Raw genomic sequence first — 16,717 nt, 5'->3', positions numbered from 1 at the left:
ATTGTCACTCGAAACAATGGCATTGTTAGCCGAAACAATCGCATTGTCAGCCGATGTATCAATAATGCAAGGAGAAAATAGTTCTTCTCTCCTGTGGATAGAAAGAGTTAAAGTCAGCTTTTACGCTGGGACGACAAATTTCTCACTACCAGCCAGTCCAAAAGCAGCATGAATGGCCTGCAAAGCTTTAACACCTTGCTCTTGTGCCACGACACAACTAATTTTAATTTCTGAGGTGGCAATCATTTGAATATTAATTTGGTGTTCGGCTAGTGCTTCAAACATTTTAGCGGCTACACCTGGTTGTCCCACCATACCTGCACCGACAATACTTACCTTAGCGATCGCACTATCTAAAACAACTTCACCCCATCCTAATTCTGCTGCTACTTGGGTAAGCATTGCTTTTGCACTTTCCCCGTCTATCCGCGAGACTGTAAAGGCAATATCTCGTCTGGGAACACCATCAATCACCCGACAACGCTGAGATTGGATAATCATATCAACGCTAATATTATGCTGCGCTAATAATCCAAACAGCTTCGCCGCCATCCCCGGCCGATCTGGCAATTGGCGAATAGCAAGACGCGCTTGGTTCAAATCGAGAGCGACACCACGAACGGGAAAAGAGAAGGGAGTGGGCAAGGTGGGGCCCCCTCTGGGGATAAGGGGTAATGGGGAATTCTCCGCTGCTCCCAGCTAAGAGATCCCCTGCCTCTATTTCAAAGGCGCTGCGGAGTGCGATGACAGCGCGATCGCATTCTGTTGCATTGACTACGCAACTTACTTTCACTTCGCTGGTGGAAATCATCTGGATGTTTACGCCTGCTTCTGCCAAGGTGGCGAACATCTTTGCAGCCACACCAGGACGCCCAATCATTCCTGCACCTGCGATGCTGACTTTGGCAATATTATGTTCTACCATTACCTCGGCTTCGTCAGATTTGGGGTTAGATTGACTCCTCAGTGCTGGGGCGATCGCTGCTGTTACTGCTTCTGCCCGTTTTAATATTGGTGTTGTAACAGTAAAAGCAATGTCATTACTGTTACCTTCATGAACTGACTGAATAATTAAATCTACGTCTACTTTTTGCCGAGAAATTTCGCCAAATAACCTTGCTGCTATTCCTGGTTTATCAGGTACGCGCAACAAAGCCACCTTTGCTTGGTCAGTGTCAAATTCTACACCATCCACCGGACGGGCAATTTCTAAATTGATCAGCGATCGCCCTTGGGGTTTGGCTGATGTTACCCAAGTACCGGGGGCATCCGTCCAGCTAGACCTAACTACTAGGGGAACACCATAGTTGCGAGCAATTTCCACTGCGCGGGGATGCAGCACTTTTGCCCCCAAGCTAGCTAGTTCCAACATTTCATTGCAGGTGATGTCATCCATCAACTGGGCTTCGGGAACTAAGCGGGGGTCTGTAGTTAAAATCCCTGGAACGTCTGTATAAATTTCACAAAAATTTGCTTGTAATGCGGCTGCGATCGCCACCGCAGAAGTATCAGATCCACCACGCCCCAAAGTTGTAATTTCCATTTCTCCGGCGCTGGATGTGCCTTGAAAACCTGCTACTACAACTACTTTACCTGCATTTATGTGGCGAGTTAGGCGAGTAGTTTCAATATGCAAAATCCGAGCGCGGCTGTGTTCGGCTTCGGTAACAATTCCTACTTGAGCGCCAGTCATGGAAATTGCGGGTTGTCCGAGTTCCTGCAAAGCCATACTAAGTAAGGCGATGGTGACTTGTTCCCCAGTGGAAAGCAGCATATCCATTTCCCGGCGGTTAGGATTTGGAGAAATTTCATTAGCGAGTTTGACGAGTCCATCGGTGGTTTTGCCCATTGCTGAAACCACTACGACAAGCGAGTTTCCTGCTTTAACGGTTTTGTAAACGCGTTGTGCAACAGCTTGAATACGTTCAACTGAACCGACAGATGTACCACCGTATTTCTGAACTATGAGCGCCATAACTTTTATGCAATTCCCTTGTGTCTGTTTTGCTCAATGCCTCCGCCGGGTTAGGAAGCCTTGAAGATATTAATAGATATTTAGTTTACTAAAGATTGTGTATAATACCCAATCATAAGTTGATTATTCAAAAACTACATCTTCGTAAAGTACTGCTATTGTTTCCTCAAAATCCACGCTGTTGAGTCGAAATGATTCATGTTCTGCTGTGTAAGATTGTAAAACCCAGAGTCTCTGCTCATTGCGTCGAAAACACTCGACTCGCTGACGTTTTGTATTAATTAAAACATCCTCTTGCAGACTTTCTAGCGTTTGATAATCGGCGAATTTGTCGCCCCGGTCAAAGGCTTCAGTAGAATTAGATAAAACTTCGACAATTAAACAGGCAAATCTTTTATAAGCTGGCGTTTCTTGATCTCGTTGGTCGCAAGTAACCATAACATCAGGATAATAAAAGCGATTTAGAGATTCAATTCGGGCTTTCATGTCAGCGATATAAACACGACTTCCAGAGCCGCGTACATGATTACGCAGGAGAGCAAATAGGTTCCCAGCAATGGTAACGTGTGCATCAAGCGCTCCAGCCATTGGGTAGGGTCGAGGTGTGCATTACTGCATCACCCCTCCCATTCGGAACCGTGCTTGCGACTTTCACCGCACACGGCTACTCAATGTGTTATTTATCTGTCAAATCGGACTTCCTGACAGCATGACCTATGAAATTAGGAATATCATGTATCCACTCCCAGTTAGTTTTATTCCAAAATAGAGAAAGTTTCTCTCGGAATTTTGAGCGGTCTTTGTTCCGAATTTCTATTAGGTCAAGTGCGGTCTTTTCGTCGTGACAATGCCGATGTAGTAGTTGCAGATTTTTGTATTCATCCTTGCCTCTTAATGAACTGGGGATGATGTGGTCTACTTCTATAACATCCCATTCTTGGAAGTTTAAGCCGCACCAAGGACATTTACCCTTTTGAAGTTTTAACAACTTAGCCTTACGATTAGGCATTTGGTGGTGTTTCCCTAGTCTTTTACTCCAATAAACTGTGTCGCCATCGTAGGGGCTTTTATCGCCTTTAACTTTCACATAATCAGTGCTACTGCAACTAAACTCTTTATGTGCTAGTAACCGAAAGGGGTTCGCTTCTCCTCCCCTGGTTGCGAATACCCAGTTATCACCGTCTATGGTCGTCCAGTATTTATCTGAACCTGCTTTTGCTGTTCCACATCGGCGTTTTGCCCATCGTCGAAGTTTCAGGTATGTGAGGTTATCTTGTTTCTGTAATTCTCCAACGGTTTTGGCATCGGATTTTGTGTAGAAAGAAGTCCATCCCCTTATTACAGGATTAAGGTCTTTTATGAGAGCCGTTTGGGGCGTTGACCTATGTTTTGTGATGATTCTTCCGATTTCCTCTTGATGAGCCTTACTCGCCTTCGTGGATGGGGTGATGAGGGTGTAAAAACCTAATATTTTACCTTCGGCAGTTTTGTTGCTCCGGTACTTCCCTGCTAGGTATTGTTGGATGTGATGACCGAGAAAGTCAAATCCAGCTTTACCATCCTCACTTAGTTCAGGGATGAATGTATGAGTTAGCCGAGTTTTTTCAGGTTTTAATTCAAGTCCTATGCTAGTTAACCATTCCGATATGATTTCTCGGCATCTTTGGACAACGGCTTTGTCTTTATGGAACACTACGAAGTCATCTGCATATCTTATAAGAGTCAGTGACTGCCTTCTTTGGTCTTTTGATAATGTGTCCCCTTGTTTTTCTTTCTTCTTAAGAGGTAGTGTCTCAGCATATTGCTTTAACATTTCCTCTAAGCCGTGGAGGGTTATGTTTGCCATTAGTGGAGAAATGACCCCACCTTGCGGCGTACCCGTCGCGCGAGTACGCGCGCCCGCTTCGCTAACAGATGTGGCAGTAAATGCTCCTTTGTCTATCACCCCAGATTTTAACCAGGCTTTAATTTGTTGCCTGACTTTACCCTTGATGTTCAACTTTTGGAGCAATGCCTCGTGGTTGATGCGGTCAAAACATCTGGCTATATCCGCGTCTAGCACGAATTTTGCCTTGCCTTGAATACAGGTTTTAATCTGTTTTATCGCATCGTGGCATGACCTTCCGGGTCTAAAGCCATAGGAATTTGGTTCAAAGACTGCTTCCCATTCTGGCTCAAGCGCAGCTTTTACTACGGCTTGTAGTGCGCGGTCGTACATTACGGGTATTCCTAATGGGCGTTTTTCTTCTCCTCCTGGTTTTGGAATCCATACTCTACGAGTAGGTTTGGATTCTCCAGTAAGTTTTAGTTGCCCTGCCAGTTCAAGACGTGCTTTTGGGGGCAGTGATTTAATACCGTCCACACCTGCCGTCTTTTTACCTTGGTTATCTTGTGTAACCCGTCGTACCGCTAACACCCTATTAGACCAAGACCTCATCAACGTCTTTTGGAGCTTACGGCATTGCTTGACATCACCACGGCAAGAAGCAGCATAGATGCGTTTTTGCAACTTAAAAACATATCTTTCAGCTTGTCGCCAATTGATAGTTCTCCATCCCTCGATATTCATTTCTGAATCCGAATTAGGCTTATTCATAGCTACTGTTACCTCTAGCTTTTCCCACACTGCGGCTCACGTCAGCTTATCCCGGCAGTTACGCCATCCCTTTTAAGGCATTACCCGTTGATTCGGGTTGGGCATTTGCTTCTTAAGTCATCCTGCGCCTTCATCTCTTATGGCTGATGCCTACCTGTTACCAATTTCAGGAGAACATGAGGGGTTGTTTCGTTCCCAATATCCATATTTGAGCCTTTAGGGCGTGTCTATCCACCGAGGTTATGAGTGGTGCGCTATCTCGGTCAAGGAATCCTGATAGCCTCTACCTCTGCCGGATATTTCCGACCCAAGAGTGTGGCTTATGCCACTAGCTTATAACCCTTGGCGGCTATTGACGATGGTTCAGACGACACTTTGCTTGTTCTACCCATAGACTCTTGCTTGCAGTAGATGCTTTCAGCGATTACCACCTATTCCTGCTTTCACCCCCGCTTTACACCTTTGATAATCAGTCTTGGGTGTAGGGGATACCAGTCTTCTGGTAGCTTGTGTGCTTTTAATCCCGCACCGGGACAGTAGGACTTGGTGTATTTTTGATTGGGTTATAATTCAAGTTAATCATTTGAATATTTTCCCTTTTTTCCTCTAGCTGTCTAGGCTAATGCTCGGCTAGATTTCCTCACCTACATGGATATTGAGTTGTCATTGGTTGAGGATTAAAGTGCGAACTCTACCCTGCGATGGGTTACTCAACCACTGCCAGTCATCCTCCTTATTCAGGTTTCGACTGAACGAATCGCACCATAGATATAGCCGTCGATGTATTCATGTTTGACAGGGTTTTGTTCCTCTATTTGGAGGTACTCTTCAGGGGTAAGGTAGTTTTGTTGGGGCGAGGCTATCATATTTGAAACTTCAAGGTTTAAACGATACTGATTTCTAGGGTGAAGTTAGTAATTTATTTATTTTGTACCAAATAAGCGATCGCCTGCATCTCCCAACCCAGCAATAATATAGCCATGTTCATCCAAGTAGTCATCAATGGCGGCGGTATACAATGGCACGTCTGGATGTATTTCCCAAAAATGCTTGATACCTTCGGGTGCAGCGAGTAAGCAGACAAACTTAATTGATAAAGGATTAGTTGATTTCAGCCGTTCTACAGCAGCTACAGCCGAATTCCCAGTAGCCAGCATTGGATCTACCACGAGCATATCTCGCTGGTCAACATCATGAGAAACTTTAAAATAATACTCAACAGCTATTAAGGTTTTCGGGTCACGGTATAAACCAATATGCCCCACCCGTGCTGATAGCATCAACTCCAGCATACCATCCAAAATTCCTTGTCCTGCCCGCATCACAGAAACTACGTTGGACGAATATCATATCCCTGTTGGCAATAGGATGCAAAAACCTCAGATGCGATGCCTCCAAAGGGGTCGAGGGATACTATTTTATCAGGGTAAGCCCAACTAGGTGAGGCCCGATATGCTCTACTGGGGATGTATTCGTCAAATCCGCTCGATGATCCGACTGCAAAGCACCGCTAGCCACAGCTAGAGCACGATAAATCGCATAACTGCCAGAATGAGTGCCAATCACATTCCGATGTGTCTGCTTAGTTAGCGTGGCAATAATCAGCCTGCGTTCCATAGGTTCGGCTGCTCCCCATTGAATGGGGATTGGTTTAGGGCCAAAGCTACTAAAATGGGAAGTAAGAACAATATGCCTGGAAACGTCGTTTTGCTTTGGCATAGTCATTATTTTTATGGGGATGTTTTTATAAGCTATTAGTCACTAGCACCGCAAGGCAGAAGTCAAAAGTCAAAAATCAAAAGTCAAAAGTATTACGAAATGGGCTTTTTAGAGATTTTAAGTGATTGCTCTATTTCCGCCGTGGCGTACTAAGTATTTGTCAACTGCCTCTATAGGACTCCGATTTGATTTCTGAAAACATACTGAGACTGAAAAGCTTGTTTGATCAGGGTTTTATCTGAAATCTTGTTCAGAAATCAGATATGATTCCTCTAATTAGTTTTTATTTTGATGACTCTAAATGTCGAGTGTGGTATTAGTCGTATACTAAATACAATAAATCACACAGAAAATTCATAATTCCCAATAAATTACCGTTATTTTAAAGATGGCTTTAAAAATCATTTAATAGATATATTTTGTGAGAAAGTTAATACAAACGTATATTCACTGATTTGAAATTCATGGATTCTTTACCTATCAATTCCTTACTTGAAGAGTTGAAAAACCCAGATGCCACAGTCCGCGAAAAAGCAACCAGAAAAATCTGGCGGATTTGGTTTCAGCAAAAGGGAATTTATGGGCTGGAAATAATTGATCGCAGTCAAAAGTTACTGGATGCAGGTGAAATTACTGAAGCCGAAACAGCGCTGACAGCACTAATCAAAGACCAGCCAGATTTTGCAGAAGCTTGGAATCGCCGAGCTTTTCTGTATTACAGTATAGGAGATTATCAAAAATCTCTGGCAGATTGTCAGATAGTTGTGCAGATAAATCCAATACATTTTGGGGCACTTCACGGTATGGGTTTGTGTTATGCAGCACTAGGAGAGTATGGTGAAGCCATCAAAGCTTTTAAAGGTGCTTTAGAAATTCAGCCCTATTCGCTAGTGAATCAAAAGTTGATTCTAGAATGTACATTTAGATTCAGCTACAAAGGCAAATAAAAGAGAATATCATCCTGTTTTATGAATCCGCCATCACCCTCATCAACAGCAATTCATCGCCTTAGTCGCCGCAATTTTATTCAATACAGTTCTATCTGGATTGGTAGCAGCTTCATTGCTGGTTGTACTAACAGCAACCAACCATCAACTAGCAATTCTCGGTTGGATAAAGTTAGATTTGGTACAAACTGGATACCACAAGCAGAACACGGCGGATTTTACCAGGCGATCGCCACTGGTATTTATAAAGACTATGGTTTAGATGTCACTATCAAAATGGGTGGCCCGCAGGTTGCCAGTGGTACTCAATTGTTGATGGGGGATGCGGTAGATTTCTTCATGGGTTATGGCATAGATGCCGTGAATGCCATAGCACAAGATATTCCCAAAATCACAGTCGCAGCAATTTTCCAGAAAGACCCCTGGTGTCTTATTGCACATCCCAACCCAGCAATTAAAACCCTTGCAGACCTCAAAGGCAAACCAATTTATGTCTCTGCTTCTGCTAATATTACCTATTGGCCTTTACTCGAAGCAAAGTATGGTTTTACCAACGATCAGAAACGCCCTTACAACTTTAATCCGGCTCCTTTTCTGATTGACAAAAACTCAGCCCAACAAGGTTATATTACGTCTGAACCCTTTGCTATTGAGAAGCAAGGCGGTTTTCAGCCAGTGGTATTTTTATTAGCAGATTATGGTTATCAACCCTATGCAACCACGATTGAAACAAAAAAAGAACTAGTAGAAAAAAATCCAGAATTAGTACAGCGATTTGTTGATGCCTCAATAAAAGGTTGGTATAGCTACCTAGAAAATCCCCAACCGGGGAATCAGTTGATTAAAAAAGATAATCTAGAAATGACGGATGAGCAACTTGTTTATAGCATTCAAAAGCTAAAACAATATGGGATTATACTTTCTGATGCCGCAGAAAAACAAGGGATTGGGGCGATGAGTGATGCAAGGTGGAAATCACTGTTTGACAGCATGGTTGATACTAAGATTTCTAAATCTAACGTTAACTACAAAGAAGCATACACCTTGCAATTTGTAAATAAAGGAGTAGGCTATTACAAGAAGTAAGCGATCGCTTGCTATCCTCCAGATTTTTAGCTATTCTCAAAGTGGAGTATCCAATTCAGTCTCAATATTTGAGTTTATTTCCACTTCAACACTCTCAACAGCTTGGCGCAATGCTAAAAAAGCCTCCTTTAAGGGTTGACTAACTGCACTATCGGGTTCAGCAAGCACAAGCTTTTGATATTCCTCGACAAACTGCATCCGTAAGCGATGAAACAAATGCAAAAAATGCCGTAAAAAACCAAGACAATCAAATACTACAATCTCTATGCCTCCTGTCTTTTCATAAAGATTAGCAGCATAGTCTTCTACATCTTTATCTATAGTTTCAGTAGTTATAAATATGTAATTATCAATTTTATATCCAGTTTGTTCTACTCTTCGTGTAATTTTTTGAAGGGCATTATTGATGTCATTTATAGTAATCCGTTTCATTTTCATCTCGTAGCTGGTTACTAAATTGTTACCAATTATGAGTCTGATTTCAATATCACCTAAAGAACCAGTTTGTTTATCAGCCGCATTGTGACTTTCAAGCGGTAAACATCGTTCTCCTAAATGTTCTGAGGCTGATTGATAAGCAGCAGCTACAATAAGCACTGGCAAACGACTTGCTCTCGGACAATCCAAATGCTGTCTAATAAGTTTTACAATTGCTTCAGCAGAAAGAGGAATTGCCCGATCATCTAGAGTGTTTAAATTAGCAATAAGACTTTGAATTCGCTGCTCTTTCTCTTTTTTGAGAATCAAAAGCCATTTTATAGTTTCTACAAGAAGGTCTTCTGTTGCTACACGCTCTGTATAAACATCGTCAAATAGCTGTATAACAGTCTCGTATAATATTATAGGTTTTCCTATCAACTTAGCATCTAAAGTTAAAGGTATTGCTTTAGTACGAAGTGCAGGTGTTAGAAAAGCAGTTGTTGGGTTGCATACATCTTGTAAGTTACGTTCATTAATAAAAAATGCTATGTATGATTCATCGTAAAAACGACCAGAGTAAGAATCTTTTGTGCCAATTTCAGTAAATGGCTTACGAATATCTAGATGAGATTGATGAACTTTCGCTAATAAGCAAGCTAATAGAAGCCTTATGCCAGCCTTATTTTGAGGGTGTCTACATACAAATTCGACTCTATCAACAATTTCTGGAGCAATCATCGTTGAATCGCCCGTTCTAATGTATTCGGATGCTCTATCAAAGGCTGAGTTAAGAATCTCTGGAGGCGTTGACATAATAGCTTGTTTAGACTTTTTGGACTTACTTTGAGATATTATTTGTACAGGTTGATATTCTAGGTCATAGTTTGTCCAGAGGACTTCTGTACGTAGCTTTTTGACAGAGTGACAGTACTTTGACGGTGCTGGAATCCGACGCCAGTCACCATATAGTTCCTCCATAAGGGTACAGTCGTATCCTGAGATAGCAACTTTAGCACTGATATTGTGAAGGACATAAGCTAGTTTATGATGTTGTTCATCTGTCATCTCATACCCATAAGCATTACTGTCTCCACGGGAATCATGTGGATAAGGAGGGTCACAGTAAAAAAGTGTTTCTTCGCTGTCATATCTTTGAATAGCTTCAATTGCTGGGCAGTTTTCTATTTGAACTCGCTGAAATCTTTGAACTATTTTAGAAAGGTCATCTATACTCCCTAACCATCTTGAGACAGCCCCAGCCATACCTGCACGACTTGTCAACAAACAATGTGCCCATCTACCGGAGCTTGCTGTCTGAGCTAATCCTGTTCTGACTTGTCTAGCTCGGATAAAAAACCGCCTAGCTCTCTCTAAATTAGATAACTCTTTAGTGGGTTGAGAAATGGCAAGTTCAAATTCACGTCTTGAGAAAGGAGTGAAAGTAATAGCACTAATTAGTTCGTTTTTCTCATCGCGTAGTACACGAAAAAAGTTAACTAGTTCGCCATCAATATCATTGTAAGTTTCTACAGGTGATGGTTCTTTGTTTATCAAAACTGCTGCTGAACCTCCAAAAGGCTCACAGTAGTGAGTAGTTTTTGACAAGAGTGGTAGAAGCCAGTCAAGATGACTGTATTTCCCTCCATACCAACCGAATGCTATCAGCTTACTCATAAGTTTGCTATTTTATGTAACCCTCTACTCTAACACTAAGTTCTTCATTTAAACTCAAATAGATCCCATTAAAATTTACATTACCAGTGTTTCTAAGGAATATTTACTTAACATCTACTCTAAAAAATGTTATTAATACTTTCTACGGCTTTGAGTTTTAACTGATAATTAGGTTAACCATGAAACATCTTTTCCATATTGTCTGAGACAGTCAAATTTTAATCTACAGAATGAATGAGTCACCATCCCGTTATCACACTCAATCAGATTAGCAAGGTCTACACCAATGGCACTGTTGCCCTGCAAGACCTCAATTTAGCAATTCCAGAGTCGCAATTTGTCAGTTTAGTTGGCCCCTCTGGGTGCGGTAAAAGTACAGTTCTGCGACTGATTGCCGGATTGGGGGGCACGAGTTCTGGTAGTATTGACTGGGGTATAACTCAGCAAGCAAGAAAACTGGCTTTTGTTTTCCAAGATGCCGCACTCATGCCTTGGGCAAATGTCAGGGAGAATATACGCCTACCGCTAAAATTGGCGAGAATGTCTAAAAAAGATAGCCAAAAATTGGTACAGCAGACATTACATCTGGTAGGATTAGAAGGTTTTGAGGAAAACTATCCCCGCCAGTTATCAGGTGGGATGAAAATGCGGGTATCAATTGCTAGAGCATTAATTACTCAACCAAATGTCCTGTTGATGGATGAACCATTTGGCGCATTAGATGAAATTACTCGTAGCAAACTCAATGGTGATTTACTCGATTTGTGGCTTCAACAGCGCTGGACGGTGGTTTTTGTTACTCACAATATTTACGAAGCAGTGTACTTATCAAATCGCGTGCTAGTTATGGGGACAAGTCCCGGAAGGATTGTAGCAGATGTAGAAATTGATGTTTCCTACCCCCGGGACGATGACTTTCGCACATCATTGCTGTATAACCAATATTGCCGTGAGATTTCTCAGCATCTAGCCCAAGCTATGAGCTTTGCGCCAATTTAAAATTTTTAATTTATATGCTATTCATCCGTCATACCCAATCACAAAAGACATTGAGCAAGTTTCTTCCTGCTGACGTTTTGGCACCGATGGTAGTTGGCATTATAGCATTATTGTTATGGGATATATTTGTGCGGATAACACATCTACCTCCTTATATCCTCCCTGGCCCTTTATTAGTATTTAAAACTTTAATTACTGACTGGAGGGAGCTTTTTGCATCACTATTAATTACACTGCAAATCACAGTCGTTGCTTTTATTGCTGCGGCTATTTCTGGTTTACTAATGGCGATTTTATTCACCCAAAGTAAATGGATTGAACGCAGTTTATTTCCCTATGCAGTAATTTTACAAACAACTCCAATAGTTGCGATCGCACCCTTAATCATTCTCTGGTTAAAAAATAATACTTTTGCCGCCTTAGTAGTTTGTGCCTGGATTGTCGCCTTTTTCCCCATCGTATCCAACACTACACTAGGACTCAACAGCGTTGACCGGAACTTGCTCAACCTATTTCAACTTTACAAAGCGTCTCGCTGGCAAACTCTGCTGTATCTCCGTTTACCCAGCGCCATGCCCTATTTTTTAGGTGGTTTAAAAATTAGCGGTGGTTTAGCATTAATTGGCGCAGTGGTTGCCGAATTTGTTGCTGGTACTGGCGGGGCAAAATCTGGCATTGCTTACCGGATTTTAATTTCCAGCTACAACTTACAAATTCCTCGGATGTTTGCAGCATTATTTCTTACAACTGGGTTGGGTGTATTAATTTTTATCAGCTTGAGTGCCCTATCTGACCTTATATTAAGTAAGTGGCATGAAAGTGCTGTCAAACATGAGAATTAAAACCCATAGGGATGCAGAAGGAAGCGCAAAGGGGCGCAGAGGAGTTAAGTCTCTGCGTTCCTCTGCGTAAACCTTTGCGTCCCTCTGCGTTAAAAAAAGGATATAACCTATGACAACATTGGATGCCCTAATTAATTCTCTAGAAGGCATAGAAAGCATCACTGACTCCGCCCAAGTCGCAAAATTATCCCAGGATTATCACACCTTTAGCCCAGTGTTGATACCGAAACTAGAGGGAACGGAGTGAGTATTGCCAATCCCCACACGTATATTATTGAGGACAGCGGCAGAAAAGTTATTGATCGTGAACAGTTAAAATTTAAGGAAATAGTTGACCCATATCAGTTGATGAATCCCGGTAAAAGCAAGGTTCTTCAATTCCAAATTCAAAATTAGCAAACTACAAGAAACACATATTAGAATTTTTTCTGTATATTTGTGTAACTTCGCTTCAAAAAGCTCGCTGTTAGGCGTTTATAATTTGTGGTTTGATTTCAACAGCCGTGGGGATAACCCAAAATCCAACATCCCAAAATCGCCCATGATTGAAATTGACGGTTCCTACGGAGAGGGAGGCGGACAAGTTCTTCGCACTTCCTTAAGTCTAGCGGCCATCACTGGCGAACCCATACTGATTGCAGGTATTCGCGCTGGACGCAAAAAGCCAGGATTAGCAGCACAACACTTAACAGCAGTTCGGGCTGCTGCGAGAATTTGTAATGCCCAACTACAGGGTGATGCTTTGGGTTCAATGCTGCTGGAATTCATCCCAGGTAGTGCTGTGCAAGCTGGAACTTATACCTTTGATGTTAGTAAAGCACAACTTGGTGGTTCTGCGGGTGCGATCGCTCTAGTTTTACAGACTATTCTCTTACCTTTGGCACTAGCATCTGGCAATTCCCAGATAACACTAAAGGGTGGAACTCATGTAAACTTTAGCCCGACAGTGACGTATATTGAGCAAGTTTATTTACCGATATTGCAACGCATGGGTGTAGAAGCCCAAGTCAAGTTAGGCGCTTGGGGGTGGTTTCCTAAAGGTGGCGGAGAGGTACAGTTGCAGGTGAGTGGCGGTGGTAAACTCAACGGGATCAACTTGCTAGAACGGGGAGAATTACAACAGGTGCGAGGGCTAGCAGTGGTAACGGAATTGCCTTCGCATATTCCCCAACGGATGGCGAATCGTGCCGAGAGTTTGTTACGAGAAGCCCATTTGAAAGTTGCTGTACACGCTTTGCGAGAAAGAGGTGTAGCACCGGGGGCGGGTATTTTTTTAACTGCTGAGTATGAGAACAGCTTGACTGGCTTTGGTGGATTTGGGCGATTACGGTTGTCGGCGGAGACAGTTGCAGAAATTGCTTGTCAGCAACTGCTTGAGTTTCATCACACTGGCGCAGCAGTGGATGAACATTTAGCAGATCAGTTATTATTGCCAGCTGCTTTAGCGTTACAGGAAAGTCATTACCGGGTGGCTGAGGTGAGTAGGCATTTGACGACGAATGCGGCGGTAATTGAACAATTTGGGTTGGCGCAGATTAGGGTAAATGAAGCTGAGAAAATAGTTTTAGTAAAGAGTTTGACTTGATGAAATAAGTGTTATTACTTTTGTAGTCTCTTATGCTAGAGTATTAGAAAGCACTAATCTGTAAATCAAAATCAATCTTGTGATCTTTTTTGCCTTCAACTAAAAACTGCAAGTTTTAGCAGACAACTTTGATAAAGATTTAAAGCTTATTTAAAAATTTGAGTCAGAAACAAATTTATGTCATTGCAACCTCATCAAGCTATTGAAGTGTTTTATTCTTATGCTCATGAAGATGAAAAACTTCGCAAAAAACTAGAAAATCACCTCACTCTTTTAGAGCGAGAAGGTGTAATTACAGGATGGCATGATCGCAAAATCGGAGCAGGAAAAGAATGGCAGAATGAGATAGACACCCACTTAGATTCATCTCATATAATTTTGCTGCTTGTAAGTGCAAATTTTATCGCTTCAAATTATTGCTGGGATGTTGAGGTTAGACGCGCAATGCAACGGCATGAAGCCAAAGAAGCCAGAGTTATCCCTATAATTCTCGACTTTGTTGATTGGGAGAGCGCACCCTTTGGCAGACTTCAAGCTCTGCCTGAAGGCGGCAGAGCTTTGAAAAAATGGGGAAATCGTGATGCTGCATTTTTAAGTGTTGCTCAAGGTATCCGAATAGTAGCGAAAGAATTGGCAGGAAATTTATAGAAATTAACTGTTGAAAATTCATAATTATGACTGAGTAAATTATCAAAAATTTAAATATAAAATGCTATGAAAATAAAGTAATAATTCTTTCATATTAATAGGTGCTAAGGTCAATGCCTGCTACTAAGGTTGTCAAAGTTTTTTATTGCTGTTCTGACTCTGCTCAAGATGAAGAAATGCGGCAAAAACTAGAAAATCACCTCAGTCCTTTGGAGTGGGAGGGCGTAAGTACTAGTTGGCATAGGAGAATGATCAGCCCAGGAAAGGAATGGAAAAGTGAGATTGATACAAATTTAAAGACGGCTGATATAATTTTGGTGCTAATTAGTTCAGAATTTAATGCTTCACATTACCACTGGAATGTTTTGGCGAAACAAGCTATGGAACAGCATAGGGCTAAAACATCTCGTGTTATTACTATTCTGCTTCGTCCAGTTGATAATTATTGGAAGGTCGCATTCCCGAATGTCAAAGTTTTACCCAAGGGTGAAAGACCCATCACTGAATGGAGACCCTATGATAAAGCTTTTGCAAATATTGCTACAGGTATTCGAGAAGTAGTCGAGGAACTTACCGATTCTACCTTCCTTATTAAAAAAATTCTGCGTTGGATTAGGGCAATTGTGATACTTGTTGCAAAAGCTGCTGGAAACACTTTTATATATGTGGCAAGAGCAACCTTTTCATATTTGTTTAGACCATCAAGGTATCGTCGTCGGAATAGGGTAAGTAAGATTCCTGTAGGACTACTTCTTATCATTGTAGTAGGTAGTATGTTTATGCTCTTCATTTCTCAACCACCTGATATATTAGAGATCCCTTCATCAGCACCTAAACCAACTTCAAATTCAATAAAAACAGTAAATACAGTAAATCCTACTGGTTGGATATGGATAGGGATGGTTAATAATACTTCAGGTGGTTTATCTGCTGGAAAACGACTAATTCTTCGACCATCAAATTCTGAGCAATTTCCTAGTATTGCTCCTCCTATCATACCATCACCAGGAGCAATAGTAACTGTTAAATATGAAGTGAATCTAAGGAAGGAAAAATCTTTATCAGCACAACCAATTTTGAAACTGAAAAAAGGAGAAAAGCTAATCATACTGAAAGTAGAGCCTTTCGCAAAGGTGAGTAAAAATTCACCTTATATTAAATTGATAGCGCAAGATCATAAATGTAACCAAACTTGCAAGAAATAGTACTAAAATAGGCGACATATATTTCAGCACTAACACTTTATCCGCATCCCCAACGACAAAATTACCCGTGGGGTGTACATCTGCATAGAAATTTGCCTCATTTCCAAGAGTGGGAATGAGGCAAAGAAGTTTTATATAAGCAAAGACAGAAAACTTTTGATAGTTTATTTAAGAGGATTTGCAATCAAACTTGTAACCTGCATGTGTTGTAACAATCAGCAACTAACCAATTTACAAGGCAATGCAAATGTAGTTGAGACTGAGTTCAGTTGTCTCTGATACTTGCTCTTTAATTAACTATGGAGCAGAGCGTTTGAATTTACCTCTGTCAAAGGCATATACTTAGGTTAAGTCAGTTTGCGCTCGCAAATACAAGGGACTGGGAATTGAATATGGGGCACTTTGTACTGAGCATTGCCGTAAAGCCTGCGGCATAGCTACGCTTAGGGCGTAGCCTCTCGTAGAAAAGTATCGAGCATTAGACACAGAGATATTTTTTATTGCCTGTGGTTATGCCTAATGGAGTATAGGACTCTTGCATCTAGTAAAGTATGGTCTTAGATCAGTATTAAAGCTTCGTTGATAAACCTCTGAGCTTCGTTGATAAACCTCTGAGCTTCGTTGATGAACCTTTGAGCTTCGTTGATGAACCTTTGAGCTTCGTTGATGAACCTTTGAGCTTCGTCAACGAGTTATTAATAGACGATCGCACCTATTCAAATTGTCTGCAACTACATCTAAACTAAAGTTTTCAGACAATAGACGAGACGTTCTGCTGGGATTAAATTCTCACTTTCTATTTCTACTTTATGATGAAAGCGATCGCAGCAGAACTCCATTACGTTCCCTATGCCGTGGGTTTGTGGTATATGGTTGGCTGTAAGCTAGAAACCTGAGGACAAGACATTAAACCCGTCAAGCCCCATTTATTCCAACAATAAGCAACTGACAAATTTATAAGGCGACTGCGATTCGTGACAAGTTAAGGAAAAGCAGGATTTGTCAAGGGGAGAGGAAATGG

At 41.6% G+C, this 16,717-nt stretch carries 10 protein-coding genes and 6 pseudogenes; 9 read left to right on the top strand and 7 right to left on the bottom strand.

All coding sequences use genetic code 11. The annotated features are described in order from the left end of the window. Positions 1-120 precede the first annotated feature (120 nt). The 6 genes and pseudogenes from ACFFAP_RS24965 to ACFFAP_RS24940 form a co-directional block, all read right to left on the bottom strand. Positions 121-1,975 (bottom strand): annotated as a pseudogene (locus tag ACFFAP_RS24965) (aspartate kinase). Positions 1,976-2,098: 123 nt separating this feature from the next. Further along, positions 2,099-2,569 (bottom strand): annotated as a pseudogene (locus tag ACFFAP_RS24960) (Uma2 family endonuclease); the annotation flags it as partial. An 82-nt stretch (positions 2,570-2,651) separates the two neighbouring features. After that, positions 2,652-4,571, bottom strand: a complete 1,920-nt coding sequence (ltrA, locus tag ACFFAP_RS24955) for a group II intron reverse transcriptase/maturase (protein ID WP_375513736.1) — start codon at positions 4,569-4,571, stop codon at positions 2,652-2,654. A gap of 764 nt (positions 4,572-5,335) precedes the next feature. Further along, positions 5,336-5,437 (bottom strand): annotated as a pseudogene (locus ACFFAP_RS24950) (Uma2 family endonuclease); the annotation flags it as partial. 57 nt (positions 5,438-5,494) lie between these two features. Then, a pseudogene (upp, locus tag ACFFAP_RS24945) lies at positions 5,495-5,905 on the bottom strand (uracil phosphoribosyltransferase); the annotation flags it as partial. Further along, positions 5,902-6,296: pseudogene (locus tag ACFFAP_RS24940) on the bottom strand (hypothetical protein). The pseudogenes upp and ACFFAP_RS24940, both read right to left, overlap by 4 nt. Before the next feature lie 458 nt (positions 6,297-6,754). Between ACFFAP_RS24940 and ACFFAP_RS24935 the strand changes: the two are divergent. Together ACFFAP_RS24935 and ACFFAP_RS24930 are read left to right on the top strand one after the other, a co-directional pair. Continuing rightward, entirely contained in the window at positions 6,755-7,237 is a 483-nt protein-coding gene (locus tag ACFFAP_RS24935) for a tetratricopeptide repeat protein (RefSeq protein WP_375513735.1), read from the top strand. 21 nt (positions 7,238-7,258) lie between these two features. Further along, positions 7,259-8,323 carry an ABC transporter substrate-binding protein gene (locus tag ACFFAP_RS24930; protein WP_375513734.1) on the top strand — a complete coding sequence of 355 codons (1,065 nt, stop codon included), beginning with the start codon at positions 7,259-7,261 and terminating at the stop codon, positions 8,321-8,323. 36 nt (positions 8,324-8,359) lie between these two features. On the opposite strand, the gene ACFFAP_RS24925 is transcribed toward ACFFAP_RS24930, so the two are convergent. Continuing rightward, on the bottom strand, positions 8,360-10,417 hold the full coding sequence (locus tag ACFFAP_RS24925) for a DNA adenine methylase (protein ID WP_375513733.1): 2,058 nt from the start codon (positions 10,415-10,417) through the stop codon (positions 8,360-8,362). Positions 10,418-10,651: 234 nt separating this feature from the next. Here ACFFAP_RS24925 and ACFFAP_RS24920 point away from each other — a divergent pair, with 234 nt between their 5' ends. From ACFFAP_RS24920 to ACFFAP_RS24890, 7 genes and pseudogenes are all read left to right on the top strand, one after another. Next, the gene (locus tag ACFFAP_RS24920) at positions 10,652-11,416 is read left to right on the top strand and encodes an ABC transporter ATP-binding protein (RefSeq protein ID WP_375513732.1); all 765 of its coding nucleotides are present in this window, start codon (positions 10,652-10,654) and stop codon (positions 11,414-11,416) included. Positions 11,417-11,466: 50 nt separating this feature from the next. Next, positions 11,467-12,258 (top strand): ABC transporter permease, encoded by a 792-nt coding sequence (locus tag ACFFAP_RS24915; RefSeq protein WP_375513731.1) that lies wholly within the window; start codon positions 11,467-11,469, stop codon positions 12,256-12,258. Between the two features lie 109 nt (positions 12,259-12,367). After that, the gene (locus tag ACFFAP_RS24910) at positions 12,368-12,505 is read left to right on the top strand and encodes a hypothetical protein (protein ID WP_375513730.1); all 138 of its coding nucleotides are present in this window, start codon (positions 12,368-12,370) and stop codon (positions 12,503-12,505) included. Continuing rightward, a pseudogene (locus tag ACFFAP_RS24905) lies at positions 12,499-12,654 on the top strand (FAD-binding protein); the annotation flags it as partial. The gene ACFFAP_RS24910 and the pseudogene ACFFAP_RS24905, both read left to right, overlap by 7 nt. A 145-nt stretch (positions 12,655-12,799) precedes the next feature. Further along, positions 12,800-13,843 (top strand): RNA 3'-terminal phosphate cyclase, encoded by a 1,044-nt coding sequence (rtcA, locus tag ACFFAP_RS24900; RefSeq protein WP_375513729.1) that lies wholly within the window; start codon positions 12,800-12,802, stop codon positions 13,841-13,843. Positions 13,844-14,020: 177 nt separating this feature from the next. Further along, the gene (locus tag ACFFAP_RS24895) at positions 14,021-14,491 is read left to right on the top strand and encodes a toll/interleukin-1 receptor domain-containing protein (protein ID WP_375513728.1); all 471 of its coding nucleotides are present in this window, start codon (positions 14,021-14,023) and stop codon (positions 14,489-14,491) included. Between the two features lie 113 nt (positions 14,492-14,604). Then, positions 14,605-15,696, top strand: coding sequence for a TIR domain-containing protein (locus tag ACFFAP_RS24890; RefSeq protein ID WP_375513727.1), 1,092 nt, complete (start codon positions 14,605-14,607; stop codon positions 15,694-15,696). Positions 15,697-16,717 lie beyond the last annotated feature (1,021 nt).

Source organism: uncultured Nostoc sp., from assembly GCF_964245575.1.
GTDB lineage: Bacteria > Cyanobacteriota > Cyanobacteriia > Cyanobacteriales > Nostocaceae > Nostoc.
Note: the sequence above shows the minus strand (reverse complement) of the source record. Positions and strands in the feature narration are given on the sequence as shown.

Excerpts from the sequence above, each read along its gene's own strand:
- ACFFAP_RS24935 (WP_375513735.1), top strand. The coding sequence starts at position 6,755 with ATGGATTCTTTACCTATCAATTCCTTACTTGAAGAGTTGAAAAACCCA.
- ACFFAP_RS24890 (WP_375513727.1), top strand. The coding sequence starts at position 14,605 with ATGCCTGCTACTAAGGTTGTCAAAGTTTTTTATTGCTGTTCTGACTCT.
- ACFFAP_RS24895 (WP_375513728.1), top strand. The coding sequence starts at position 14,021 with ATGTCATTGCAACCTCATCAAGCTATTGAAGTGTTTTATTCTTATGCT.
- ACFFAP_RS24930 (WP_375513734.1), top strand. The coding sequence starts at position 7,259 with ATGAATCCGCCATCACCCTCATCAACAGCAATTCATCGCCTTAGTCGC.
- ACFFAP_RS24925 (WP_375513733.1), bottom strand. The coding sequence starts at position 10,417 with ATGAGTAAGCTGATAGCATTCGGTTGGTATGGAGGGAAATACAGTCAT.
- rtcA (WP_375513729.1), top strand. The coding sequence starts at position 12,800 with ATGATTGAAATTGACGGTTCCTACGGAGAGGGAGGCGGACAAGTTCTT.
- ACFFAP_RS24920 (WP_375513732.1), top strand. The coding sequence starts at position 10,652 with ATGAGTCACCATCCCGTTATCACACTCAATCAGATTAGCAAGGTCTAC.
- ACFFAP_RS24910 (WP_375513730.1), top strand. The coding sequence starts at position 12,368 with ATGACAACATTGGATGCCCTAATTAATTCTCTAGAAGGCATAGAAAGC.
- ltrA (WP_375513736.1), bottom strand. The coding sequence starts at position 4,571 with ATGAATAAGCCTAATTCGGATTCAGAAATGAATATCGAGGGATGGAGA.